We start from the raw sequence: 22702 nt of genomic DNA, 5'->3' as shown, positions 1-22702 counted from the left end.
GATGCGAAGCTCAGCGCCCCGTCGCGCCGCCGTAGAACTGCTCGATCAGTTCCTGGACCAGGTAACGGTGATGGGATGAGAGCGCTTCGATCTTGCTGGCCAGTTCGATCGTCTCGGCGGTAGGCGGGTAACGTTCGTCGCGCGGCAGGGGATTGGGCGTGCCCGCCGAGTTGCTCGGCGGCGGGCCGTAGTGGAGCCAGTGCAGGTCGACCCGCAGCCATTCGGTGAGCGTGACGAGTTTGTCGACGGTGGGAATGGTGCGGCCCGTCAGCCATTTGTGGGTGGTTTGTGCCGATACCGGCTGCGCGCCGCGATAGCGCAGATTGAAATGCAGCGCCAGTTCCGTGGCTCCCGAGGGCTTCTCCGGACTGCGCTGTAGCGCGAATTTGAGGCGTTCCGAAAACGCCAGTTTTTCGTCGAGGCTAGGCATGCGCCGATTGTGCAATCGGGGTTCGCGTCCGATAACAACCGGCTACGAAAGATTTATCTCATTGAGCGCTGAGAGGTACTGGCCGAAAGGCCAGTCGATGCCCGGTATTATCTCGTAAATAGGCGGTAAGAGCGGATTTCGTGGCTTCGATGCATGAGACGGCGAATCTCGGTATTAGCGCAATCGAGCTAAAAGATGATGCCTGCCTGCCACTCACATCCAATGGCTTCATGTCCCGGCCGCGAGCCCGTGGCGCCTGGGCGGCCACGCTACAATGCGGCGTTCCGGCGGCGACCTCATGACGCTGGTTCGAACCTCCTTTCCTGATCCCGATATCCCGATGCCAGCTACCGATTCCGATCCGATCGTCGCCATTGCCACTGCTTCCGGCCGCGGCGGGATCGGCGTGGTGCGCGTGTCGTTCGGTCGCGCCGGCGCCGCGGCGGCCGAAGCGCTGATGCGCGCCGTGTGCGGCCAGGTGCTGGCGCCGCGCCACGCGAGCTACGTGCCCTTTCTCGACGCAGCCGGCGCGGCGCTCGATCGCGGCATCGCGCTGTACTTCACCGCGCCGAATTCCTACACGGGCGAGCACGTGCTCGAACTGCAGGGCCACGGCGGCCCGATCGTGCTGCAGCTGGTGCTGCAACGCTGCCTCGACGCCGGGCACGAGCACGCCTTGCGGCTCGCCGAGCCCGGCGAGTTCACGCGCCGCGCCTTCCTCAACGACAAGCTCGACCTGGCGCAGGCCGAGGCCGTGGCCGACCTGATCGAGGCCAGCACCGAGGCGGCGGTGCGTTCGGCCGGCCGCTCGCTCGACGGGGTGTTCTCGCGCGACATCCATGCACTGGTCGAGGACGTGATCGGCCTGCGTATGCTGGTGGAGGCGACGCTCGACTTTCCCGAGGAGGAGATCGACTTCCTGGAGGCGGCCGACGCGCGCGGCAAGCTCGCCCGGATCCGCGAGCGGCTCGCGCAGGTGCTCGGCGACGCGCGGCAGGGCGCCTTGCTGCGCGAGGGCATGTCGGTGGTGCTGGCCGGGCAGCCTAACGTTGGCAAGTCCTCGCTGCTCAATGCGCTGGCCGGCGCCGAGCTGGCGATCGTCACGCCGATCGCCGGCACCACGCGCGACAAGGTCGCGCAGACCATCCAGGTCGAGGGCATTCCGCTGCACATCATCGATACCGCCGGCCTGCGCGAGACCGAGGACGAGGTCGAGAAGATCGGCATCGCGCGTACCTGGGGCGAGATCGAGCGCGCCGACGTGGTGCTGCACCTGCTCGACGCACAGACGGGCCTCGGCGCCGAGGACCGCGCGATCGCCGAGCGTTTCCCGGTCGGTGTGCCAGTGGTGCGTGTGTTCAACAAGACGGACCTGAGCGGCGAGACGGCTTCGGTGACGCACCCGGGCAGCGGCGCGGCGGGCGAGGTCGATCTCACCGAGCTGCGCCTGTCGGCCAAGCAGGGCGACGGGATCGACCTGCTGCGCGCCGAGCTGCTGCGCATCGCCGGCTGGCAGGCGGGCGCCGAAAGCGTGTATCTCGCGCGCGAGCGCCACCTGGTGGCGCTGCGCGCGGCGCGGGAGCATCTGGCGCAGGCGGCGGATCATGCGGATCAGAATGCGCAGGCGCTCGATCTGTTTGCCGAGGAGTTGAGGCTGGCGCAGGAGCAGTTGAATTCGATCACTGGAGAATTCACTTCGGATGATCTTCTGGGGGTTATTTTTAGTCGGTTCTGCATCGGGAAGTAAGCCGGCGCCCAGCCTGCCCAAGATGCACCCATAAACCACCGGCCAAAGCCGCCGCGGGGGACCCCAATGAAACGATTCCTGCTTGCCGCGCTGCTGGGCGTGCTTGTCGCGCCCGCCTTCGCCTACCAGCCCCAGCTAACCCCTGACGAATCCCAGCTTCAGGAGCACGGCCACTACACGAACCGCGACGGCGAGCAGGTTCATTCCCCTGCGCACTCACGCAACGGCGAAGTCCCGGCCGGCGCCACCGCGCGTTGTCGCGACGGCAGCTACAGCTTCAGCCGGCATCGTTCCGGCACCTGCTCGCGCCATGGCGGCGTGGCGCAGTGGCAATGACGGCCGAGGCAGCAGCATCATCCGCCCGGCCCGATTTCCAATCGCCTGCATCCACCGCGGCGCCTGATCCGTATCGAGGAAGATCCAGGACAACGCCCGCCCCCGACGATGGAACCCTCGCATCACCTGACGCTGAGCCAATCGCTGACATGGCGATTCGCGATGGTATATTGCGACAGACCATCCCGCCGGGGTGGCGCTCGCCCTTCTTCGCGAATGAACGAACCGTCCGGTGATGCAGCGCGCCCCGATCCGGTCGACCGCGCCCAAGCGGCGACCGGGCGTACCTCGTCCTCTCCCGAACTCGACAGCCTGCTCGAACAGGTCGCGCAAGGCGACCAGGCCTCCTTCTCCGCGCTGTACCGCGCGGCGGCGCCGCGCGTGTTCGGCGTGATTCTCCGCATGGTCCGCGACAAGGGCGAGGCCGAGGACATCCTCCAGGATGCGTTCATGACCGCCTGGCGACGGGCCGACAGCTTCGACGCCACGCGCGGCGGCGCGCTGACCTGGCTCGTGACGCTCGCCCGCAACCGCGCCATCGACCGGATCCGGCAACATCGCGAGGTGCCGCTCGGCGACGACGAATCCTGGGCCGAACTGGCCGACGAGGCGCCCACGCCGGCCGCCGATGCCGAGGCGAGCCAGGAGCGCCTGCGCCTGGAACGCTGCCTGCAACAGCTCGAAGCCATGCAGCGCGGCGTGGTGCGCGAGGCCTTCTACACCGGCGCGTCCTACAACGAGCTGGCCGAGCGGCGGCAGGTGCCGCTCGGAACCATGAAAAGCTGGATCCGGCGCAGCCTGATCCAGCTCAAGAGCTGCCTCGAGCGATGACCACGCCTCCCGAACTCGACCCCGACCTGCGCTGCGCGGAATACGTGCTCGGCGTGCTCGACGCCGACGAGCGCCGGGCGCTGGAAGCCAGCGTCGAGCGCGATCCGCGCCTGCGCGACACGCTGCTGCGCTGGGAGCGGCGGCTCGCGCCGCTGGCCGAGGCGGTGCCGGCCGTGGCACCGCCCGCGCGCGTCTGGCAGCGCATCCAGCGCGACCTCGGCTGGCTGGATGCGCCGTCGGCGCCGCGTGCCGCGCCGGCTCGCGTGGGCTGGTGGAACAACCTGGTGCTGTGGCGCTGGGTCGGGATCGGCGCCAGCGTTGCCGTGGTCGCGCTGCTCGCGGTGGACCTGGGCACGCTGGAAAAGCCGGCCACGCCGGTCGCCTCGGCGCCGTCCTACCTGGTCGCGACCATCGCCCGCGAGGACGGCACGGCGCATTGGACCGCCACCGTCGACCTGCAGCGCGCGCAGATGATCGTCACGCCGGCGGTCAAGCCGAGCATCGCCGCCGATCGCTCGACCGAGCTCTGGTTGATCGCTCCAGGCGCGAAGCCGGTCGCGCTCGGTGTGTTCCCGTCCGATGCGCCGGCCACCATGTCGCTGCCGCCGCAGATCGTGGCGCAGCTCAAGACCCAGGCGGTGCTCGCCGTCTCGGTGGAGCCGACGGGCGGCTCGCCCACCGGCCAGCCGACCGGCCCGGTGATCGCCACCGGCCAGGTTCACACCGCCTGACGCCGCGCGGGGCGGCGCCGGCAGCCCGAGCCGCCGGCCCGCCTTGCTCCTTCCAGCGTTCCCGCCCTCCGCCGCATCACGGCCTGACGCGGCTATCCGCCGATTCGTCGCATTCCCTGCATCCGTTGCGCCCGCTGCTCCGTATCCGCTTCAAGCCGCCATGAAGCCTGCCCCGGAGCCTGCATGTCGTTTATCGCCGCTTTCGTCCTTGTCCTGCTTGCCCTGATCGCCGTCTTCACGGCGGCCTGGGCGGTCCAGCTACGCACCCGCAATGCGGGGATGATCGACCCGGTCTGGGCACTGTCGCTGGGCGGCGTCGCCGTGCTCGTCGCCGTCGTGGCGCCGGGCGATGCGTTCAACCGCCTGTTCGTCGCCGTTTGCGGCGGCGCGTGGGGCTGGCGGCTCGGCTGGCATCTCTGGCGCCGCAACCACGGCCAGCCCGAGGACTACCGCTATCGCGCGCTGCGCGAGCGCTGGGGCGCATCGGCGGCATGGCGGATGCTGGCCTTCTTCCTGCTCCAGGCGGTGGTGTCGATCCTGCTGGCGATCGCCTTCTTCGTGCCGGCTTATCAAGCCGATCCGCCTTCGCGGTTCGCGATGGCGCTCGCGCTGGCGATCTGGATCGCCTCGGTGGCGGGCGAAGCCGCCGCCGACCGCCAGCTGCGACGCTTCGTGGCCCGGCCCGAACGACGCGGCCAGGTCTGCGGCGTGGGCTGGTGGCGCTACTCGCGCCATCCCAACTATTTCTTCGAATGCCTGCACTGGTGCGCCTATGCCGCCTGGGCGCTGGGACGGCCCTGGGGCTGGGCCACGCTGGCGCCGCCGCTGCTGATGGCCTGGCTGCTGCTCAAGGTATCCGGCATCCCGCTGCTGGAGGAGCACCTGGTGCACAGCCGCGCCGGTTATCGCGAATACCGGCGCCGCACCAGCGCGCTGATCCCCTGGCCGCCGCGCCGGCCATCCACCGCATCTTCCACCGATCCAGGAGAGCCTCGACCATGAGCGCCGTCACCACCGACTCGTCCGCCGTTCCGCGCGCCGAAGCGCCGGACGGTTTCGCCCTACGCTGCGCCGAGCGCGGCTGGCTGCCCGACGCGGCGATCCGGCTCGGCATGCGCGCGCTGCTGCGCCAGCGCCTGCGCGACGAGCACGCCGGCGACAGCGCCCGCCAGGCGGAAGCCTTCGAGGCCCTGCTGGCCGAGCTGCGCGCCAGCCCGATCGCGATCGAGACGCAGGCGGCCAACGCGCAGCACTACGAGCTGCCGGGCGCTTTCTTCGCGGCGCATCTGGGGCCCTGCCTGAAGTATTCGTGCTGCCATTACCCGACGGGCAGCGAGACGCTCGCCGAAGCCGAGCAGGCGATGCTCGGGCTCTATGCCGAGCGCGCCGGCCTGGCCGACGGCCAGCGCATCCTCGATCTCGGCTGCGGCTGGGGTTCGCTCTCGCTGTGGCTGGCCCGCCGCTATCCGCGCGCCGAGATCGTCGGCCTGTCCAACTCGCATGGGCAGCGCGCCTTCATCGAGCAGCGCGCGGCCGAGTTGGGACTGACGAATCTGCGGATCGTGACCGGCAACGTGGTCGACCACGAATTCGACGCCGGCACCGAGCGCTTCGACCGCGTGCTGTCGATCGAGATGTTCGAGCACATGAAGCACTACGGCCTGCTGCTCGCGAAGATCGCAGGCTGGCTGCACGACGACGGCCGGCTGTTCGTGCATCTGTTCGCGCATCGCTCGCTCGCGTATCACTTCACCGTTCGCGACGGCAGCGACTGGATGTCCCGTTATTTCTTCACGGGCGGCACCATGCCCTCGGCCAACCTGCTGCTGCGCTTCCAGGACGATCTGCGCGTGACGCGCCAATGGTGGCTGGACGGCACGCATTACGCGCGCACCGCCGAGCATTGGCTGGGCTCGCTCGATGCCGCGCACGAGCGCGTCATGCCGGTGCTGGTGGAGGCTTACGGCGCGCAGGCGCCCGTCTGGTTCCAGCGCTGGCGGATGTTCTACATGGCGGTGGCCGAGCTGTTCGGCTATCGCGCCGGGCAGGAATGGGGCGTCGCGCATTACCTGTTCGACAAGCGGGCGGCGCGCCGATGAAGCCGGCCCGCTCGATGTATCGCGCCATTCTGCGTTGCCTTGCGCTGGCGGCGGCGCTCGGCCTGAGCGGATGCTCGGGTGGCCCGCCGAACCCGAACCCGCGCGCGGCGCTGCCGCTGGTCACCGTGCCGGTCGACCTGCCGCGCTACATGGGACGCTGGTACGTGATCGCCAACATTCCCTACTTCGCCGAGCGCGATGTCGTCGCCAGCCGCGCCGAGTGGACGCTGCGTCAGGACGGCCGGATCGACGACGCCTTCGTCGGCCGGCGCGGCGGTTTCGACCAGCCGGAAAGCCGCTACCAGTTCCTCGACACGGTGGTGCCCGGCAGCGGCGGCGGTGCGTGGCGCGTGCGACTGTTCTGGCCGATCCACGTCTCCCAACTGACGCTCTACGTCGACCCCGACTACCGCTACACGCTGATCGGCTATCCCGGCAAGTCGCTCGGCTGGATCTTCTCGCGCGAGCCGGAGATGGACGAGGCCACCTACCGCTCGCTGCTCGCGCGCTTCGACGCGATGGGCTACGACACCAGCCGCTTCCGCCGCGTGCCGCAACTGCCCGCCCAGCTCGGCCGGCCCGGCTTCGCCTCGCCGCCGGCAAACGAATAGGACGCGAGATGGCGCCGATCTGCATCCGCCGCGGCGCCTGATCCGTATCAACAGGAAACCGCCGAACGCAGCTCATCCCAAACGGAGCCCGACGTCCATGTCCCATCCCGTTCCCGCCATGCCGCCAGGCCGCCGTATCGCCGTGATCGGCGCCGGGATCGCCGGCCTGGCCAGTGCCTACCTGCTGGCGCGCCAGCATCGGGTGACGCTGTTCGAGGCCGCCGACTACCTGGGCGGCCACGCCCATACCGTGGACGTCGAACTCGACGGCGAGCGTCATCCGGTCGACACCGGCTTCCTGGTGTTCAACGATCGCACCTATCCGAATCTCGTCGCCCTGTTCGACGAGCTCGGCGTGCGCACCCACGGCAGCGACATGTCCTTTTCGGTGTCGGTGGACGAAGGCCGGCTCGAATGGGCGGGCACCAACCTCAACACCGTGTTCGCGCAGCGGCGCAACCTGTTCTCGCCGAGCTTCCTCGGCATGCTGCGCGACATCCTGCGCTTCAACGCATCGGCCGAGCGTCATCTCGAGTCCGCCCAGCGGCAGCGCTTCTCGGTCGGGGAGTTGCTGGCCGACGGCGGCTACGGCGCACCGTTCCGGCAGCACTACCTGCTGCCGATGGCGGCCGCGATCTGGTCGAGCGCGGCCAGCGACGTCCTGCGTTTTCCCGCGGCCACCTTCCTGCGCTTCTGCCTGAACCACGCCCTGCTCCAGGTCAACCACCGGCCGCCGTGGAAAACCGTGTCGGGCGGCTCCCGCCAGTACGTCGAGCGCATTGCGGCGACGCTGCCCGACGTGCGCCTGAACGCGCGCGTGCGCGTGGTGCGGCGTCATCGCGGCGGCGCCATCGTCTGGACCGACGACGCGGGCGCCGAGCATTTCGACGCCATCGTGCTGGCCTGCCACGCGCCGACCAGCCTGCGCCTGCTGGCCGACGCCAGCGACGAGGAGCGCGCGGTGCTGGGCGCGATCCGCTACCAGCGCAACCTCGCGCTGCTGCACACCGATCCCGCGCTGCTGCCGCGCCGGCGCCGCGTCTGGTCGGCCTGGAACTACCTGAGCCGCCGCCAGGGCGAGGACGCGCAGCCGGTCTGCGTCAGCTACCTGCTCAACCAGTTGCAGCCGCTGCCGTTCCACACGCCGGTGGTGGTGACGCTCAATCCGCTGGCGGAGCCGGCGCCGCATACGCTGCTCGGCCGCTATCACTACGAACATCCGCTGCTCGACCTGGCCGCCGTCGATGCCCAGCAGCGCCTGCCCGAGCTGCAGGGGCAGCGCGGCACCTGGTTCGCGGGCGCCTGGACCGGCTACGGCTTCCACGAGGACGGGCTCAGGTCGGCGCTGCGCGTGGCGCGCGATTTCGGCGTCGCGCCGAGCTGGGCGCGGCCATGAAGCCGGCCGACGACAGCCTGCGGCTGCTGGTCGGGCAGGTGATGCACGAGCGCCTGCGGCCCGCGCATCACGCGTTTCGCTATCGCTTGCTGCAGGTGGCCTGCCGGCTCGACCGTTTCGCGCGCCCTTCGTCGTTCTGGTTCGGCATCGATCGCTGGCGCCCGCTCGGCCTCGCCACGCGCGACTACGGTCCCTGCGACGGCAGTCCGCTCGAACCGTGGATGCGCGCTCGCCTGGCCGAAGCCGGCATCCCGGCCGACGGCGAGATCTGGCTCCAGACGATGCCGCGCCTGTTCGGTCATGCCTTCAACCCGGTGAGCTTCTGGTACTGCCACGATCGCGAGGGACGCCTGCGCGCGCTGTACGCGGACGTGCGCAACACCTTCGGCGCGCGGCATGGCTACCTGCTCAGCGCGCCGGCACACGCGCCGATCGACGGCGAGACGGTGCTCGACTGCCGCAAGACCTTTCATGTCTCGCCGTTCTGCACGGTGAGCGGCGGCTACCGCTTTCGCGTGCTGCGCGACCGGGACCGCTGGAACGTCGCGATCGATCATCACGACGAGGCGGGTTTGCTGTTGCGCACCGCGATCGCGATGCGCGAACGGCGCGAGCCGAGCGCGTGGTGGCGCTTCGCGCGCCGGCCATTCGACGTGATCGGCACGCTCTGGCGCATCCATTGGCAGGCGCTGCAACTGGCGCGCAAGCGCGTGCCCTTCCACGGCAGCCGGCCGCCGCAGCCGCCCGAGCCGGCCACATCCGATCCTGCCGTATTCGATTCTTCCGTTTCCGGCTGCCGCCGCCGCGCGGCGCCGGCGAATTCCCGTCACGAGGCTCGTCCATGAACCTGCTGCATGTCCGTTCCCATTCCGAAACCGCGCAGCCGCTCAGCGCGAAATGGTTCCTCGCGCTGCTGCGCCGGATGCGGCATGGCCATCTCACCCTGGTCACGCCGGAAGGCGCGCAACTGGTGTTCGGCGATCCGCACCAGGCGCCCGCCGCGACCCTGCAGATCCACGACTGGCGCGCCTGCCGCCGGATCCTGCGCAGCGGCGACATCGGCCTGGCCGACGCCTATCGCGCGGGATGGGTCGAGGTGCCCGACCTGGTGGCCCTGGTCAGGCTCGCGCTGCGCAACCAGGATGCCGTCGCGCCGACCATCGACGGCGGGCGGCTGGCGCGCCTCTGGTACGCGCTGCGTCATCGGCTGCGCGCGAACTCGCGCGCCGGCAGCCGCCGCAATATCCACGCGCACTACGACATCGGCAACGCCTTCTATGCGCAGTGGCTCGATCCGAGCTGGACCTATTCCAGCGCCTGCTTCGACGGCGATCCGGCCCGCTCGCTGGAGGCGGCCCAGGCCGCCAAGTACCAGCGCATCGTCGATACGCTCGGCCTGCGCGCCGGGATGCGCGTGCTGGAGATCGGCTGCGGCTGGGGCGGTTTCGCGGAACATGCGGCGCGGCTCGGCATCCGCGTCGACGCGCTGACGATCTCGCAGGAGCAGTACACGTTCGCGGTGCAGCGGATGGCCCGCAAGGGGCTCGCCGATCATGCGCACGTGCATTTGTGCGACTACCGCGACGCGGCCGGCCAGTACGATGCGATCGTCTCGATCGAGATGTTCGAGGCGGTCGGGCAGGCCTTCTGGCCCGGCTATTTCGCCACGCTGCAGCGCTGCCTGAAGCCGGGCGCGCGTGCGCTGGTGCAGTCGATCACGATCGACGACGCGCGTTTCGAGGCCTATCGCGCCTCCAGCGACTTCATCCGCGAGACGATCTTTCCGGGCGGCATGCTGCCCAGCCCCGGGCGTTTCGTGGCGGCCGCCCGCGATGCCGCGCTGGTCGCGACGCCGGTGTTCGCCTTCGGCCAGGATTACGCGCGCACGCTGCGGGCCTGGCGGGATGCCTTCGAGGCGCGTCTGGACGCCATACGCGAGCAGGGTTTCGACGAGCTGTTCATCCGCACCTGGCGCCTCTACCTGGGCTATTGCGAAGCCGCCTTCCTCGAAGGGCGCACGGACGTGGTCCACTTCCTGGTTGCACGCGATGCCTAGCGTCGCGTGGGCATCGCGCGGCTGGTGCCTCGCCTCGCTCGTGCTGTTGCTGGCGCGAGGCGCGCAGGCCGGCTGCGTCGATGAACTGGCGCAGGCGCGGCTGGTCGGTGCGGGGGATTTCTGCGTGCTCGGCATCTGCCTCTATGACGCGCGCCTGTATGCGAATCGGGCGCCGGTCGATTTCGATGCGCCGTTCGCGCTGGAGCTGAGCTACCGCCGCCATTTCTCGCGCAAGCAGTTGGTCGGCGCCGGCATGCACGAGATCGACCGGCTGGCCGGCGGCGCGCTGACGGACGAAGTCCGAGCGGCCTGGCAGGCGGACATGGTGCGTGCATTCGATGATGTCGTGCCCGGCGATAGTCTCTGTGGTGTCTATCTGCCCGGCCAGGGCGCGCGTTTCTATCGCAACGGCCAGCCTGGTGTGGCGGTGGACGACCCGGTGTTCGCGAAAGCCTTCTTCTCGATCTGGCTGGACCCGCGAACCCGAGCACCGGCGTTGCGCCGGAAGCTGCTCGGTGACGTCGCCCCGTGATTTCGCGCGCCGACTCCGCGCGCGTCCTGAGCCGGCTCCTTCCAGCGCCGGCTCAAACGACCGGCTTCTGCGAGAACACGAACATCGGGCTCGTGTGGTGGTGCAGCTCGCCGGGTTCGGCATCGACATCGGCGAAGTCGAGCTGGTAGTCGGTCTTGCGCAGGAACACGCGATGGCCGTGAGGATGCGTCTGTTGCAGGTGCTCGCGGAAGCCATGGCGCAGGTCGCCATACAGCTCGGCGATGATGGTATGAGGCGGGCGATGGGCCAGCGTTTCCCGGGCGCCGATCAGCGCATCCACTTCCGCGCCCTCGATGTCGAGCTTCCAGACATCGAAGCTGCCGTGCTCGGCACGCAGCGCGTCGATCGTGGTGGTCGCCACGGAAAGCGTCTGGTGCGTGTCGCCGAAGATCGAGGGGAACAGGGCAAGCACCTCGTCCTTCAGGCTCGAGCCCTGGTTATGGGTCAACGACATGGTGATCGTCGCCTGGCCGGGCGCGGCCGAGATCGCCTGCTGGATCGGCACCACGCGATCCGTCGCCAGGCTCGCGAGCCGCGCATACAGTTCCGGGATCGGCTCGGCCGCGATCACGCGGCGCGCGCCCGCCTCGAGCATCTCGAGTGCCGTGACGCCGATGTTCGCGCCGGCATCGAGCACCTGGTCGCCTGCCCGGACGAAGCGGCGGAACAGGGCCCGGTCGACGTCGCCTTGCGGATAGCGGATATCCAGCAGCAGCGATGCGGCGTAGTAGCGTTCGTGCCGATGGGAGAGGTCGAGCGTGATCGGAATCGATCCGATCTCGAAGCTCGCCTTGCCGTGCTCGCGGATATGAGATTCGATTTCCGTGTACAGCAGCTCTCGCGTCGGCATGGCGCTTTTCCGGGCATGTTGGAGGGAAAGCGAATTATGCCCGACGGCAATTGCGGGTCGAGTGGAATGTGGCGGCATCCGGCAGCGTGCCGGCGAAGCTCGACGGCACGCCTTATCGCCCTCCCGACGGGAGTTGCCCCGGCAGCGTGATCACGAAGCGCGCCCCGCCCAGCGGCGAATCCTCGAGCCGCACCTCCCCGCCATGCGCCAGCGCGATGCGCTGCACGATCGCCAGCCCCAGCCCGAAGCCGCCGGTGCGCCGGTCGCGGCTCGCGTCGAGGCGCTGGAACGGCTCGAACACGCGTGCACGGTCGACCACCGGAATGCCGGGCCCGTCGTCGTCGACGCTCAGCACCAGCGCGCCGGCGGCGTCGCCGGTCGCCGCCAGCAGGACCATCCTGTCGGCATAACGCGCGCCGTTGCGGATCAGGTTCAGCAGCGCCCGCGCGATCAACTTCGGATCGCAGATGTGGCTGGCCGGCGCGCCGCGCGTCGACACGTCGAGCTCGATCCCGCGATCGGCCACGTCGAAGGCCACGCTGCCGGCGACGCTGCCGATCAGCGCGTCGACCGCCACCTCCATCGCGGCGAGCTGGCTCGCGCCCTGCTCGAGCCGGCCGATCGTCAGCAGCTCGGTGACGAGCTCGTCGAGCTCGCGCACGTCGTGCCGCAGCGCCTCGCGGCGCTCGCGCATGCGCTGCGTCTCATCCGGCGCGGCCAGCAGCTCGAGCCCGAATTCGAGCCGCGCCAGCGGCGTCTTCAGCTCGTGCGAGATGGCCTGCATCATCTCGCGCTGCTGCTTGATCGAGGCCTCGATGCGCTCGGCCATGTCGTTGAACTGCCGCGACAGCTCGTAGATGTTCGACTTGCGCGGCAGCAGCACGCGCGTGGACAGCCGCCCCGCGCCGAACGCGCGCGCGGCGGCCTGAAGCCGGCGCAGGTCGCGCCAGTGGAAGTGGATCCAGGACATCACCGCCAGCAGCGTGGCGAAGGCGAGCAGCAGGTAGGCGTAGATGCGGATGTCGAGATCGAAGGTTTCGGCGGGATGCGAATGGAGCACGCTGCCGTCGGCCAGCGGCATGTAGTAATCCTTGCTGTCGTAGCCGATCGCGATCCGGCCGGCCTCGAGATCGCGCAGCGGCGTGCCGCGCAGCCGCGAGCGCGCCTCCTGCATCGTCAGGAAGCCGAAGCCGTCCTTGCCGTGCCGCGCCAGCTCGCGCAGCGCGAGCTGGCGCTGGGCGCCGGGATGGCGTTCCAGGTAGTCGTTGAGCACGAAGGCGTAGGTGCTCAGCGATTCGCGCTCGGCATCGGCCACGCGCTGGTAGAAGAAGATGCGGTCGAACGAGAGCTGGATGAACATGATCGACAGCGCGACGCAGACGATCACGATGAGGTAGAGCTTGATCAGCGGGCGCAGCATTCACTCGTCCCAGGCGGAAGGGCTGAACAGGTAACCGCGGCCCCAGATCGTCTTGATCCGGTGCGGCTCGGCGGAAGCGGCATCCTCGAAGCGGCGGCGCAGCTTCGAGATGCCGGAATCGACCGAGCGGTCGAGGCCGTCGAACTCGATGCCGCGCAACTGCCTGAGGATGTCGTCGCGACTCAGCACGGTGCCGGCCGCGCGGGCCAGCACCAGCAGCAGGTTGAACTCGGCAGTCTTCAGCTCGACCGGCTCGCCGCGCCAGGTGACGCTGCGATTGGGCGGCGAGATCCTCAGTTCTCCGAACACCAGCAGCTCGGGCGCGGCCGGCGCCGCGCCGGCGGGCTGGGCCCGGCGCAGCAGCGCGCGGGCGCGCGCCACCAGCACGCGCGGCTCGATCGGCTTGGTCACGTAGTCGTCGGCGCCCATCTCGAGGCCGGCGACCTGGTCGTAGACGTCGGTGCGCGCGGTCAGGATCAGCACCGGCATGTCGGCGAAGGCGCGAATGCGGCGGCAGACTTCCATGCCGTCCAGGTTGGGCAGCATCAGGTCGAGTATCACCAGCGCCGGCTGGTGCTCGCGCACCGCGGCGACGGCCAGGTCGCCGCGGCGAACCACCGTCACCACGAATTCATAGCCGTCGAGATATTCGCTCACCAACTGGGCGAGGCGGTCGTCGTCCTCGATCAGCAGCACGCGATGTTTGAGTGGTTCGTCTGTCATGGTCATCCCGGAATGCCCGCGGCCTGCCCGGCATGGCGGCGGCAAGAAGGCGGCAAGAAGGCGGCAGGAGCGCGGCAGGCCGATTCTATCCGCGTCAGTCGCGGCAAAAGCCGCGAAAGCACAATCGCGGACACTTGAACACAATTGATCACAGATTCCCCGCAGATTCGGGACAGTCTCGGCGCACGGCGGCTCCTAGACTGCGCTCTCCCTCACCTCGATCGAACCATCGTGCGCCTCCCACTTCGCCGCCTCGGCCAGCTCAGCCGCCTTCGTCGCTATGTGCCGCTCGCCGGCCTGGCCCTCGCCACCGCCGCCCATGCGGACAACGACTACACGGTCTCGCTCGGCGCCGCCGTCGCGCCGCGTTATCCGGGCAGCAAGCAGTACCGGGCCGTGCCGGCGCCGTCGTTCGCGGCGAAGTTCGGCAATGGTTTTTTCATCGACAGCAGCAATGGCGCCGGTTATCGGCTCGACCTGCCGCATGGCGTGTTCGTCTCGGCGGCCGTCAACTACGATCCGGGCCGCGACGACGAGAACCGCGTCGACCTGCCGGGCGCGGATTACCTGAAGGGAATGGGCCGGATCCCCGGCTCGGTGCTGGTGGGCGTGCGCGCGGGGGTGACGCTGTTCGGCGACGCGGAGCTGAGCATCGCGCTCGATACGCCGGTGACGCATACCTCGCACGGCGTGTCGGGGCATCTGGACCTCGCGGTGCCGCTGCTGAAGACGGCGCACCACACGATCATGGTGACCAGCAGCGTGCATGCGGGCACGGGGCGTTATGGGCAGACCTTTTATGGCGTCACCGATGCCCAGGCCGCGGCGAGCCGCTTCCGGCCCTATTCGGTCGGCGGCGGGATCGACAGCGCATCGGCGACGGTCGCCTGGAACTGGAGCGTGTCGCAGCACTGGTCGGTGCTGGCGACGGGCGGGGTGACTCGCCTGCTCAGGCGCTTCGGCGACAGCCCGATCGTGCAGGCCAGGAGCAATTATTTCGGCATGGCGGGGGTGAGTTATCGGTTTTGAGCTGGCACGGGATATCGCGTCCGCGACACGGTGGCGCTGGGCGGGTAAATGGTGGCCTTATCGAGCGGACTTGTCGAAAGTTGTCGGCGGGATTCTGTAGAATCGAGTGGTTTTCGAGCACGCGAAGTGTTCGACCGGTCAACTTTCCAGGGAGGTGCGCATGAAGCTGACGGGCGTCGGTCTCTACACCTACCCTGAAGCCGCCTTGCTCACGCGAATTCCGCTCCGTGAGTTGCGCCGCTGGCTGGATGGTTATTCCTATCGCGATCCGCGCAAGGAGCTGCCTGTCGAGGTTCCACCGCTGTGGGCCACGGAATTCGATCAGCAGATGGACGGGATCGGCTTTCACGACTTGCTGGAAGTTCGGTTCGTGCGGGCGTTTCGACAACACGGCGTCAGTCTGCAGACGATCCGCGTCGCCAGCCAACGTGCCCGCGAACTGTTCGCCACTGACTATCCCTTCACCTCCCGGCAGTTTCGCACCGACGGCCGCACGATATTCGCCTCGGCGATGGAGGAAACCGGCGAAACCGAGTTGCTCGACCTGGTGCGCAAGCAATACGCTTTTCGGCGAATCATCGAGCCCTCGCTGTACAGCGGCATCGAGTTCGGCGCGGACCAGGTGGCGACTCGCTGGTATCCCACGCCTCGCAGCAAGGCAGTCGTGCTCGACCCGGCGATTGCGTTCGGGAAACCCGTCGTGACCGATGGGGCCGTGAGGACATCGATCCTGCACGATGCCTTCATCGCCGAGGGCGATCGGCACATGGTGGCGAGGCTCTACGAGGTTCCGGTGGCATCGGTGGATGCCGCCATCGCGTTCGAAGAAAGCCTGATCGCCGCATGAACTTCTTTGTCGACAACAACTTGCCGCCTGCTCTGGCCAGAGCGCTGCATGCCTTGTCGGAAAACTCAGGGCATCGCGTCGTGCATTTGAAGGACCTGTTTCCGCCGAATACGCCCGATTCGGACTGGATCGCCGCGCTGGCAAGGGAAGACGGGTGGTCGGTGGTCACCCACGACAAGCTTAACAACGGGCTGGAGCGCGAAGCCCTGCGTCGTGCCGGCTTGATCGTGTTCTTCCTCGACCGAGGATGGTCGAGCCACACATTCTGGGACAAGGCGTACTCCCTTGTGCGCTGGTGGCCGCGCATCGTCGAGCAAGCCGAAGGCATGGCCGGTGGCGCCGCTTTCAAGGTGCCCTACGCGTTCGCTGGCAAGGGACGGTTCGGGCAGGTGATCCTCTAGCCCGTACAGTTTCTCGCTTCGCATCCCCGAAATCCGCTTCGCCATCTCCCGATATGCCCGCACTGGGAATGCTACGGTGACCCTTCACCTTTTCACCGGGAAACGAGCATGTCGCCACGTTCACGGTTTTCGCTCGCCTGCTGCGCCTTCGCCTTCACCGGGTTGATCGCCGCGATGCCGGCCGCGGCCCAATCGCGTCTCGACGGCGCTCGCCCTGACGCGTCGAGCTACCTGCGCGTCAACGATCACGACGACTACCTGCGCGCCCAGCGCCATTACCAGGACGAGCTGCGCAACCAGCGCCTGCTCTACGAGCATCAGCGCGAACAGCGGATCCGCGACGAACGCGTGCGCCAGGAGCGCGCCTACGAGCAGCGCCAGCCAGGCGCTTATTGAATCCGCGCGTCGTCAGCTTTCCCAATCCACCTGCCGCGCATATCGATCGGCATAAAAATCGATGAACGCGCGCACCTTCGACGACACCGTCTTCTTCGGCGGATAAACCGCCCAGATCGCCGATGCGGTTCGCGCCGTCTGCACGTCCCAATCGGCCAGCAGATGCACCAGCCGGCCGTCGCGCAAGGCATGGCCGAGCGCCCAGACCGGCAGCAGGGCGATGCCGCAGCCGGCGATCGCGAGCTGCCGCAGCGCGTCGGTATCGTCGGCGCGCAGGCGGCCGCGCAATTGCACCGGGATCGGCTCGTCGACCGGCTCCTCGTCGCGCGGCGCGCGTGCCGCGAACCACCAGCGATCGTCCGGCATCAGCGGGAAGCGCAGCACCTCGTGCCCGGCGAGCGCCGCCGGCGTATCCGGCGCGCCGTGCCGTTCCAGGTAGCCCGGGCTCGCGCAGACGATGCGCCGATGCATGGCCAGCCGCCGCGCGATCAGCTGCGAATCGGGCAGCACGCCGATCCGGATCGCGAGATCGATGCCGTTGTCGATCAGGTTGACGGTCTCGTCGCTGAGCACCGCGTCGATATCGATGCCGGGATAGCGCGCGGTGAATTCGGGCAGGTGCGGGATCACGTGGCGCAGGCCGAAGGCGCGCGGCATGGTCACGCGCAGCAGCCCGCGCGGCGAGGCATTCAGCGAGGACGTCGCCTCGCGCGCCTCGTCGAGCGCCGCCAGCACGGCCTGCGCATGCTCGCGAAACACGCGGCCGCCTTCGGTCAGCACCAGCCCGCGCGTCGAGCGGTTGAACAGCGCGATGCCGAGGTCGCGCTCGAGCTCGCTCACGTAGCGCGAGACGGTCGAGGTCTTCACGGCGATGCGGTCGGCGGCCTTGCTGAAGCTGCCCGATTCGGCGGCGTGCAGGAAGGCGCGGATCGCGGAGAAATAGTCCATGGCGGATGACGGGCCGCGTCGGCTGGCGCGCGCCTGGTTGGGGTCGCATGCAGTGTAGGGCAAAGCCAGGGGCCGGGTTGTCCCTTTTGCGCAAAGCTCATTTCCCGGCGGCGCGGTTCCGTCGGCGCCGGGCGCGCCTCTATAGTCGCTCCAACGTCGACGGCCGTGACCCTGCGCGCCGGACGCTTCCCCGCCATCAAGGAGCCGCATCATGCTCGACAAGACCCCCGCCCCCACGCTGCAACTCGACGACGAACGCGCGATGCGCGACGCCGAGTATTTCGAATACACCTCGTCGGCGAACCCGATCGGCGCGAAGCTGATTTCGCGCGTGCCGTATCGCAGCTTCCCCGCCTCGCTCTACGACAGCGGCCCGACGCGCATCGTGCCGCTGGACCTGTCGGCCGAACTCGGCTGCGACTACCCCGCAACGGGCCCGGACCTGATGGCGAACTTCGTGCGCATCGTCGCGGGCGAGCAGCTCAGCGTCGATCCGAACGCGACCTCGCTGGTGTTCTACGTGCTCGAGGGCGCCGGCTCGGTGGCGCAGCGCGACAGCGCGTTCCGCTTCGCGCAGGGCGATTTCTTCTCGCTGCCGGGCGGCGCGCCGGCAACGCTGAGCGCCGATTCCACCGCGCGCCTGTACTACGTGAACGACGCGCCGCTGCTCGACTATCTCGGCACGCGCGTGGCGAGCCCGCGTTTCGAGCCGACGCTGTACCCGGCCGCGCGCGCCAGGGAGGAACTGGACAAGGTGGCGTCGGCACCGGGCGCCGCGCTGCGCAACCGCGTGAGCGTGCTGCTCGGCAACCGCCACTTCCCGCAGACGCGCACGGTCACGCATTCGATGTGGGCGATGTTCGGCGTGATCGCGGCCAACAGCGTGCAGAAGCCGCATCGACACCAGTCGATCGCGCTCGACTTCATCCCCGCCTGCCGCCCGGGCGTGTACACGCTGGTGGGCACCGAACTGGACGAGGCCGGCAACATCGTCGATCCGGTGCGCGTCGACTGGACGCCGGGCATGGCCTTCGTGACGCCGCCGGGCTACTGGCATGCGCACTTCAACGAGTCGAACGACGTGGCCTATGTGATTCCGCTGCAGGACGCGGGCTTGCAGACCTACCTGCGCGCGCTCGATATCCGCTTCGCGCGCTGAACGAAACGCGCCGGGCGCCAGGGCATCGTGCCCTGGCGCCCGGCGGCGGCAAGAGAGGAGGGGAGGAAGCGGCGCCCGTCGCGGTTCAGCGAACGGGCCGTCGGCGCGGGATCAATGCCCGCGTCGCCAATGTTTCCAGGGATGGCGCCAGTCGATATGGCTGGCATGCACGGGCCGCATCTCGCGCGGATGGCGCCGGCGATGTTCCTGCCACAGCTCGTCGGAGAACAGGGCCGCGACGATCACGAGCGGCAGCACCAGAAAAATGCCCAGGATCACTTGCTCGACCACGATGGCCTCCGTGCGGCTGGCGGGCGGGACGGCACCCTCGCTTTCATTCTAGGCATTGCGCGCGGCGGGCGTTTTGGATTTTCTTGTATGACCAGACGATCTTCATAGCGTCCCGTCCAGGCTGATGCCGCACCGTTTTTGAAACGGGGCCACGGCGAGGGCCTCGCGCATTCGGTATCATCCACGCCCCGACCGAACTTTTCGCCGCACGCGGCAAGACCCCCGATGGCGCTCAAATCGACGATCTACAAGGCCGAACTGCAAATTGCCGACATGGATCGGCATTACTACGGCGATCACTCGCTGACGGTGGCCCGCCACCCGTCCGAAACGGACGAGCGGATGATGGTGCGCATCGTCGCCTTCGCGCTGTTCGCGCACGAACGGCTCGAGTTCTGCAAGGGCTTGTCCGATACCGACGAGCCCGACCTTTGGCTCAAGGACCTGACCGGCGCGATCGAGGCCTGGATCGACATCGGCCAGCCCGACGAGCGCCGCATCGCCAAGGCCAGCGGCCGCTCGGGCGAGGTGGACGTGATCGCCTACGGCGGCCGCACCTCGGACATCTGGTGGCAGGGCGTGCGCGGCAAGGTCGAGCGGCTGCGCAACGTGCGCGTGCTGTCGCTGCTGGAGGGCACGGCCGAGGCGCTCGGCGCGCTGGCCGAACGCACCATGCGCCTGCAATGCACGATCCAGGACGGCACGGTGTGGATCTCGAGCGCGACGCACGATCCGATCGCGGTCGAATGGACCGTGCTCAAGCCGCGCGGCGAGGGCTGACGCACGATTCGGGGCTCGGTTCTTCGCGCCTCGTTTTGCTTCCGGCCCGCGTCGGTGCTTTAAGCGCCTCGTTCAGCCGGCCGCGGCGCGCGGCGGTCCTTTCAGCTCCACCATGTTGCCTTCCGGGTCGAACAGATAGATCGACTGCCCGTAGCCGTCCGCGCCATAGCGCTCGGCGGGCTCGCCCGGCCGGGCGCCATGCGCCGCGAGATGCGCGCGCAGCGCCTCGGCGTCGAAGGGCTCGACGCGCAGGCACAGATGATCCATGTTGCGGCCGGCGCCGGGCACGCCGCTGTCCGCGCGGTCGATCGGCGCGTTCTCGATCAGCAGGTCGATCAGAGAATGGCCGGCGCGCAACTGCACCAGCCCGAGATCGGGCTGTTCCTTCTCGATATGGCAGCCGATCACCTCGCAGTAGAAGCGCGCCATCGCCTTCATGTCGGCGACGCGCAGCACCACGTGGTCGATGCCGAGTATCGGGGGTTTCATCGTGGGGAATCTCCTGTCGAATGACTCGTCGAGTCTAGACGATCGCCGGGAAGGGCGTGACAGGCAGGGGAAGCGGGGCGGCGGGCGTGGCCCGATGCGGGCAGAATCGTCGAAGCGATGGCTCGCCTGGATGGCGTCGCTAAGAAATTCAGGACGAAAAAAAGCCCGCTCAAGGGGAGCGGGCTTAATCCATATCAGGAGGAGACATGGAGGAGACAGTTCCAACTATACACAGCGGGATGGTGCGGCGCAATAATCCAACTGCAAAAAATCGTCAGAGAGTCGTTCTGTCGCACCCTTTTGGCTCGATCGCGCGCTGCGGCAAAGGCTGGCGGATTTGGGTGTAGTTTTCGCTTAATTGCAGATGCGGGGATGCGGCATCCCCAGGGCGATGGCGCCCCCTTTAGTTCACCCGAATATCAGAGCAAGATTCCGGCAGGCAGCGGGTGGCTCGCCGCGTAGAGTTGAACCCGTTCTCACTGTTATTGCGAGGCGATCATGCCCACCCCGTACTCGACCGACGAAGCCCGCTGGGAAGCCCTCGTCGCACGCGACGCCGATGCCGACGGCGCTTTTTTCTATGCCGTGAAGACCACCGGCGTGTTCTGCCGCCCGACCTGTGCCTCGCGCATGCCGCGCCGCGAGAACGTCAGTTTCTTCGACGATCCGGCCGCCGCGCGTGCCGCCGGCTTTCGTGCCTGCAAGCGCTGCCAGCCCGAGCGCGAGCCGCGCGAGGTCGAGATCGTGCGGCGCGCCTGCGCGGTGCTCGACGCGAGCGATCGCGCCACGCTGGCCGAGCTGAGCGCGGCCGTGCATGTCAGCCCTTTCCACCTGCAGCGTCTGTTCAAGCGCGTGGTCGGCGTGTCGCCGCGCCAGTACCAGGCCGCGCGCCGCGGTGCTGCCTTGCGCGATGCGCTGGAAGGCGGCGCGCCCGTCACGCGAGCGGCCGTCGATGCCGGTTATCAGTCCTCGTCGCGCGTCTACGAGGCCGTGCCGCGCGAGCTCGGGATGGCGCCCTCGGCGTTCCGGCGCAAGGGCGCGGGGCTGCGCATCGAGTACGCGACCGCGTCGACGCCGCTGGGCCAGGTGCTGGTCGCCGCGACCGAGCGCGGCATCTGCAAGATTGCGTTTGGCGATGCTGTAGCGTCGCTCGTCGCCGACCTGGGCGATACCTTCGCGAATGCCGAATGCGTGGCCGCGCCCGAGAGGCTCGCGCCCTTCCTCGCCGAGATCGATGCCTATCTGCGCGGTTCGAGCGAACGCATCGCCTTGCCGCTCGACATCAGCGCGACGGCGTTCCAGCAGCGTGTCTGGGAAGCCCTGCAGAAGATCCCCTACGGCGAGACGCGCAGCTACGCGCAGATCGCCGAGGCGGTCGGTTCGCCGCGCGCGGTGCGTGCCGTCGCCAGCGCCTGTGCCTCGAATCCCGTGGCGCTGGCGATCCCCTGCCATCGCGTGATCCACAAGGACGGCACGGCGACGGGTTATCGCTGGGGCACGGCGCGCAAGCTCGCGCTGCTCGCGGCCGAGGCGCGGCATGCGGCGGGCGAGCCGGCCGCGCTGTCGCTCGACGACGCTGCATGAGGGGCGCGTCGGCGAGCGAGGCCGGCGCGATGGACGAAGCGGCGCGCGTCGAGATCGACCTGCCGTTCCGCCCGCCCTACGACTGGCCGCGCCTGCTGCGCTTCCTGGCCGGGCGCGCGATTCCCGGCGTCGAAACCGTCAGCGACGGCGCCTACCTGCGCGCCATCGAATATCGCGGTGCGCATGGCGTGCTGACGGTGCGGCGTCATGCGCGTCGCCGCTGCCTGGTCGCGACCGTCGAGGGCGCGGTCGCGCAACGGGCCGACGCGGCGCTGGCCGCGCGGCTCTCTACCATGTTCGACTGCGGCGCCGAGCCCTCGGCGATCGCCCGGGACCTGTCGCGCGATCCCTGGCTCGCGCCGCTGCTGGCCGCGGCGCCGGGCCTGCGCGTGCCGGGCGCCTGGTCGGCCTTCGAGCTGGCCTTGCGCGCGATCGTCGGCCAGCAGGTCAGCGTCAAGGCAGCCACCACCATCATCGGACGATTGGTCCAGCGCGCCGGCGAGCCGCTCGCGGCGCCCCCGCATCCCGCTGTCGGCTGGTGGTTTCCCGAACCGGCCGCGCTGGCGGCCTGCGACCTGACCGGGATTGGCATGCCGGGCAAGCGGATTGCCGCGCTGCAAGGTGTGGCGGCGGCGGTGGCCGCGGGCGAGGTGCCGGTCGACGCGGTGGACGCGGCCGGCGTGCCGCTCGACCTGGCCGCGCTGCGGCAGGCTTGGCTGGCGCTGCCGGGGATCGGCCCGTGGACCGTCGAATACATCGCGATGCGCGCCTGGCGCGACGCCGACGCCTGGCCGGCTTCCGACCTGGTGCTGATGCAGTCGATCGCCGCGCGCGACCCCGCGCTCGAGCGTCTGTCGAGCCAGCGCGCGCGCAGCGACGCATGGCGCCCGTGGCGCGCCTATGCGGCGATGCATCTGTGGAATGAAATCGCCGACCGGGCCGGCGGCGCGCGCGGCGGCTGAGGGTTGTCGACGGGCGTGGAGCGGGGCGGTGGT

26 protein-coding genes are annotated in these 22702 nt (G+C 68.9%); 19 read left to right on the top strand and 7 right to left on the bottom strand.

All coding sequences use genetic code 11. The annotated features are described in order from the left end of the window. Nucleotides 1-10: 10 nt before the first annotated feature. Entirely contained in the window at nt 11-430 is a 420-nt protein-coding gene (locus F3J18_RS07450; RefSeq protein WP_036039204.1) for a transcriptional regulator, read from the bottom strand. Nucleotides 431-770: 340 nt separating this feature from the next. On the opposite strand from F3J18_RS07450, the gene mnmE reads away from it, so the two are divergent. From mnmE to F3J18_RS07395, 11 genes are all read left to right on the top strand, one after another. Next, nucleotides 771-2177: a tRNA uridine-5-carboxymethylaminomethyl(34) synthesis GTPase MnmE gene (mnmE, locus tag F3J18_RS07445; RefSeq protein WP_166912291.1), complete on the top strand. Its 1407-nt coding sequence runs from the start codon at nt 771-773 to the stop codon at nt 2175-2177. Between the two features lie 66 nt (nt 2178-2243). Further along, a complete protein-coding gene (locus F3J18_RS07440; protein ID WP_166912289.1) occupies nt 2244-2513 on the top strand; it encodes a DUF3761 domain-containing protein in 270 nt (89 codons plus the stop codon). 216 nt (nt 2514-2729) lie between these two features. Further along, on the top strand, nt 2730-3344 hold the full coding sequence (locus F3J18_RS07435) for a sigma-70 family RNA polymerase sigma factor (protein WP_166912287.1): 615 nt from the start codon (nt 2730-2732) through the stop codon (nt 3342-3344). Beyond that, the gene (locus F3J18_RS07430; protein ID WP_166912285.1) at nt 3341-4075 is read left to right on the top strand and encodes an anti-sigma factor; all 735 of its coding nucleotides are present in this window, start codon (nt 3341-3343) and stop codon (nt 4073-4075) included. The genes F3J18_RS07435 and F3J18_RS07430 overlap by 4 nt, the downstream gene beginning before the upstream one ends. A gap of 183 nt (nt 4076-4258) precedes the next feature. Next, nucleotides 4259-5077: a DUF1295 domain-containing protein gene (locus F3J18_RS07425; RefSeq protein WP_166912283.1), complete on the top strand. Its 819-nt coding sequence runs from the start codon at nt 4259-4261 to the stop codon at nt 5075-5077. Then, nucleotides 5074-6174, top strand: a complete 1101-nt coding sequence (locus F3J18_RS07420; RefSeq protein WP_166912281.1) for a class I SAM-dependent methyltransferase — start codon at nt 5074-5076, stop codon at nt 6172-6174. Before F3J18_RS07425 ends, F3J18_RS07420 begins: the two co-directional genes overlap by 4 nt. Beyond that, the gene (locus tag F3J18_RS07415; RefSeq protein ID WP_166912279.1) at nt 6171-6785 is read left to right on the top strand and encodes a lipocalin family protein; all 615 of its coding nucleotides are present in this window, start codon (nt 6171-6173) and stop codon (nt 6783-6785) included. The genes F3J18_RS07420 and F3J18_RS07415 overlap by 4 nt, the downstream gene beginning before the upstream one ends. 97 nt (nt 6786-6882) lie before the next feature. Beyond that, entirely contained in the window at nt 6883-8181 is a 1299-nt protein-coding gene (locus F3J18_RS07410) for an FAD-dependent oxidoreductase (protein ID WP_166912277.1), read from the top strand. Continuing rightward, nucleotides 8178-9026, top strand: a complete 849-nt coding sequence (locus F3J18_RS07405) for a DUF1365 domain-containing protein (RefSeq protein WP_025097255.1) — start codon at nt 8178-8180, stop codon at nt 9024-9026. The genes F3J18_RS07410 and F3J18_RS07405 overlap by 4 nt, the downstream gene beginning before the upstream one ends. Next, entirely contained in the window at nt 9023-10237 is a 1215-nt protein-coding gene (locus F3J18_RS07400) for a cyclopropane-fatty-acyl-phospholipid synthase family protein (protein ID WP_025097254.1), read from the top strand. The genes F3J18_RS07405 and F3J18_RS07400 overlap by 4 nt, the downstream gene beginning before the upstream one ends. Continuing rightward, on the top strand, nt 10230-10769 hold the full coding sequence (locus F3J18_RS07395; RefSeq protein ID WP_205195346.1) for a chalcone isomerase family protein: 540 nt from the start codon (nt 10230-10232) through the stop codon (nt 10767-10769). The genes F3J18_RS07400 and F3J18_RS07395 overlap by 8 nt, the downstream gene beginning before the upstream one ends. Before the next feature lie 52 nt (nt 10770-10821). On the opposite strand, the gene F3J18_RS07390 is transcribed toward F3J18_RS07395, so the two are convergent. From F3J18_RS07390 to F3J18_RS07380, 3 genes are all read right to left on the bottom strand, one after another. Next, nucleotides 10822-11640, bottom strand: coding sequence for an FkbM family methyltransferase (locus F3J18_RS07390; RefSeq protein WP_084152403.1), 819 nt, complete (start codon nt 11638-11640; stop codon nt 10822-10824). A 112-nt stretch (nt 11641-11752) separates the two neighbouring features. Further along, entirely contained in the window at nt 11753-13060 is a 1308-nt protein-coding gene (locus tag F3J18_RS07385) for an ATP-binding protein (protein ID WP_166912275.1), read from the bottom strand. Further along, complete coding sequence (locus F3J18_RS07380; protein WP_025097251.1) at nt 13061-13783, bottom strand: response regulator; 723 nt, start codon at nt 13781-13783, stop codon at nt 13061-13063. Between the two features lie 282 nt (nt 13784-14065). Between F3J18_RS07380 and F3J18_RS07375 the strand changes: the two genes are divergently transcribed. From F3J18_RS07375 to F3J18_RS07360, 4 genes are all read left to right on the top strand, one after another. Beyond that, nucleotides 14066-14812: a MipA/OmpV family protein gene (locus F3J18_RS07375; RefSeq protein ID WP_166912329.1), complete on the top strand. Its 747-nt coding sequence runs from the start codon at nt 14066-14068 to the stop codon at nt 14810-14812. Between the two features lie 160 nt (nt 14813-14972). Beyond that, nucleotides 14973-15659: a DUF433 domain-containing protein gene (locus F3J18_RS07370; RefSeq protein WP_166912273.1), complete on the top strand. Its 687-nt coding sequence runs from the start codon at nt 14973-14975 to the stop codon at nt 15657-15659. After that, complete coding sequence (locus tag F3J18_RS07365; RefSeq protein WP_166912271.1) at nt 15656-16060, top strand: DUF5615 family PIN-like protein; 405 nt, start codon at nt 15656-15658, stop codon at nt 16058-16060. The genes F3J18_RS07370 and F3J18_RS07365 overlap by 4 nt, the downstream gene beginning before the upstream one ends. Nucleotides 16061-16168: 108 nt before the next feature. After that, nucleotides 16169-16456, top strand: a complete 288-nt coding sequence (locus F3J18_RS07360; RefSeq protein WP_043277983.1) for a hypothetical protein — start codon at nt 16169-16171, stop codon at nt 16454-16456. A gap of 12 nt (nt 16457-16468) precedes the next feature. Here F3J18_RS07360 and F3J18_RS07355 read toward each other — a convergent pair whose 3' ends face one another. After that, nucleotides 16469-17404, bottom strand: a complete 936-nt coding sequence (locus F3J18_RS07355) for a LysR family transcriptional regulator (protein WP_166912269.1) — start codon at nt 17402-17404, stop codon at nt 16469-16471. Nucleotides 17405-17615: 211 nt separating this feature from the next. On the opposite strand from F3J18_RS07355, the gene F3J18_RS07350 reads away from it, so the two are divergent. Then, nucleotides 17616-18563, top strand: a complete 948-nt coding sequence (locus F3J18_RS07350; protein ID WP_123036161.1) for a cupin — start codon at nt 17616-17618, stop codon at nt 18561-18563. A gap of 111 nt (nt 18564-18674) precedes the next feature. Here F3J18_RS07350 and F3J18_RS07345 read toward each other — a convergent pair whose 3' ends face one another. Beyond that, on the bottom strand, nt 18675-18854 hold the full coding sequence (locus F3J18_RS07345; RefSeq protein ID WP_013699774.1) for a hypothetical protein: 180 nt from the start codon (nt 18852-18854) through the stop codon (nt 18675-18677). Between the two features lie 225 nt (nt 18855-19079). On the opposite strand from F3J18_RS07345, the gene F3J18_RS07340 reads away from it, so the two are divergent. Next, entirely contained in the window at nt 19080-19634 is a 555-nt protein-coding gene (locus tag F3J18_RS07340) for a YaeQ family protein (RefSeq protein ID WP_013699773.1), read from the top strand. A gap of 72 nt (nt 19635-19706) precedes the next feature. Here the strand turns inward: F3J18_RS07340 and F3J18_RS07335 are convergent, their stop codons facing one another. After that, the gene (locus F3J18_RS07335; protein ID WP_013699772.1) at nt 19707-20123 is read right to left on the bottom strand and encodes a VOC family protein; all 417 of its coding nucleotides are present in this window, start codon (nt 20121-20123) and stop codon (nt 19707-19709) included. A 495-nt stretch (nt 20124-20618) separates the two neighbouring features. Here F3J18_RS07335 and ada point away from each other — a divergent pair, with 495 nt between their 5' ends. Then, on the top strand, nt 20619-21707 hold the full coding sequence (gene ada, locus F3J18_RS07330) for a bifunctional DNA-binding transcriptional regulator/O6-methylguanine-DNA methyltransferase Ada (protein WP_162184494.1): 1089 nt from the start codon (nt 20619-20621) through the stop codon (nt 21705-21707). Continuing rightward, nucleotides 21704-22669: an AlkA N-terminal domain-containing protein gene (locus F3J18_RS07325; RefSeq protein WP_240156371.1), complete on the top strand. Its 966-nt coding sequence runs from the start codon at nt 21704-21706 to the stop codon at nt 22667-22669. The genes ada and F3J18_RS07325 overlap by 4 nt, the downstream gene beginning before the upstream one ends. Nucleotides 22670-22702 lie beyond the last annotated feature (33 nt).

Source organism: Burkholderia sp. Ax-1720 (genome assembly GCF_011753035.1).
Taxonomy (GTDB): domain Bacteria; phylum Pseudomonadota; class Gammaproteobacteria; order Burkholderiales; family Burkholderiaceae; genus Burkholderia; species Burkholderia gladioli.
The sequence above is the reverse complement of the archived record's forward strand: the minus strand, read 5'-3'. Positions and strand labels throughout refer to the sequence as shown.

Coding starts and splice junctions, on each gene's coding strand:
- F3J18_RS07450 (WP_036039204.1), bottom strand. CDS start 430: ATGCCTAGCCTCGACGAAAAACTGGCGTTTTCGGAACGCCTCAAATTC.
- F3J18_RS07340 (WP_013699773.1), top strand. CDS start 19,080: ATGGCGCTCAAATCGACGATCTACAAGGCCGAACTGCAAATTGCCGAC.
- F3J18_RS07360 (WP_043277983.1), top strand. CDS start 16,169: ATGTCGCCACGTTCACGGTTTTCGCTCGCCTGCTGCGCCTTCGCCTTC.
- F3J18_RS07420 (WP_166912281.1), top strand. CDS start 5,074: ATGAGCGCCGTCACCACCGACTCGTCCGCCGTTCCGCGCGCCGAAGCG.
- F3J18_RS07410 (WP_166912277.1), top strand. CDS start 6,883: ATGTCCCATCCCGTTCCCGCCATGCCGCCAGGCCGCCGTATCGCCGTG.
- F3J18_RS07405 (WP_025097255.1), top strand. CDS start 8,178: ATGAAGCCGGCCGACGACAGCCTGCGGCTGCTGGTCGGGCAGGTGATG.
- F3J18_RS07430 (WP_166912285.1), top strand. CDS start 3,341: ATGACCACGCCTCCCGAACTCGACCCCGACCTGCGCTGCGCGGAATAC.
- F3J18_RS07435 (WP_166912287.1), top strand. CDS start 2,730: ATGAACGAACCGTCCGGTGATGCAGCGCGCCCCGATCCGGTCGACCGC.
- F3J18_RS07370 (WP_166912273.1), top strand. CDS start 14,973: ATGAAGCTGACGGGCGTCGGTCTCTACACCTACCCTGAAGCCGCCTTG.
- F3J18_RS07390 (WP_084152403.1), bottom strand. CDS start 11,640: ATGCCGACGCGAGAGCTGCTGTACACGGAAATCGAATCTCATATCCGC.
- F3J18_RS07385 (WP_166912275.1), bottom strand. CDS start 13,060: ATGCTGCGCCCGCTGATCAAGCTCTACCTCATCGTGATCGTCTGCGTC.
- F3J18_RS07395 (WP_205195346.1), top strand. CDS start 10,230: ATGCCTAGCGTCGCGTGGGCATCGCGCGGCTGGTGCCTCGCCTCGCTC.
- F3J18_RS07355 (WP_166912269.1), bottom strand. CDS start 17,404: ATGGACTATTTCTCCGCGATCCGCGCCTTCCTGCACGCCGCCGAATCG.
- F3J18_RS07335 (WP_013699772.1), bottom strand. CDS start 20,123: ATGAAACCCCCGATACTCGGCATCGACCACGTGGTGCTGCGCGTCGCC.
- F3J18_RS07380 (WP_025097251.1), bottom strand. CDS start 13,783: ATGACAGACGAACCACTCAAACATCGCGTGCTGCTGATCGAGGACGAC.
- F3J18_RS07425 (WP_166912283.1), top strand. CDS start 4,259: ATGTCGTTTATCGCCGCTTTCGTCCTTGTCCTGCTTGCCCTGATCGCC.
- F3J18_RS07325 (WP_240156371.1), top strand. CDS start 21,704: ATGAGGGGCGCGTCGGCGAGCGAGGCCGGCGCGATGGACGAAGCGGCG.
- F3J18_RS07350 (WP_123036161.1), top strand. CDS start 17,616: ATGCTCGACAAGACCCCCGCCCCCACGCTGCAACTCGACGACGAACGC.
- F3J18_RS07400 (WP_025097254.1), top strand. CDS start 9,023: ATGAACCTGCTGCATGTCCGTTCCCATTCCGAAACCGCGCAGCCGCTC.
- F3J18_RS07415 (WP_166912279.1), top strand. CDS start 6,171: ATGAAGCCGGCCCGCTCGATGTATCGCGCCATTCTGCGTTGCCTTGCG.
- F3J18_RS07365 (WP_166912271.1), top strand. CDS start 15,656: ATGAACTTCTTTGTCGACAACAACTTGCCGCCTGCTCTGGCCAGAGCG.
- F3J18_RS07440 (WP_166912289.1), top strand. CDS start 2,244: ATGAAACGATTCCTGCTTGCCGCGCTGCTGGGCGTGCTTGTCGCGCCC.
- mnmE (WP_166912291.1), top strand. CDS start 771: ATGCCAGCTACCGATTCCGATCCGATCGTCGCCATTGCCACTGCTTCC.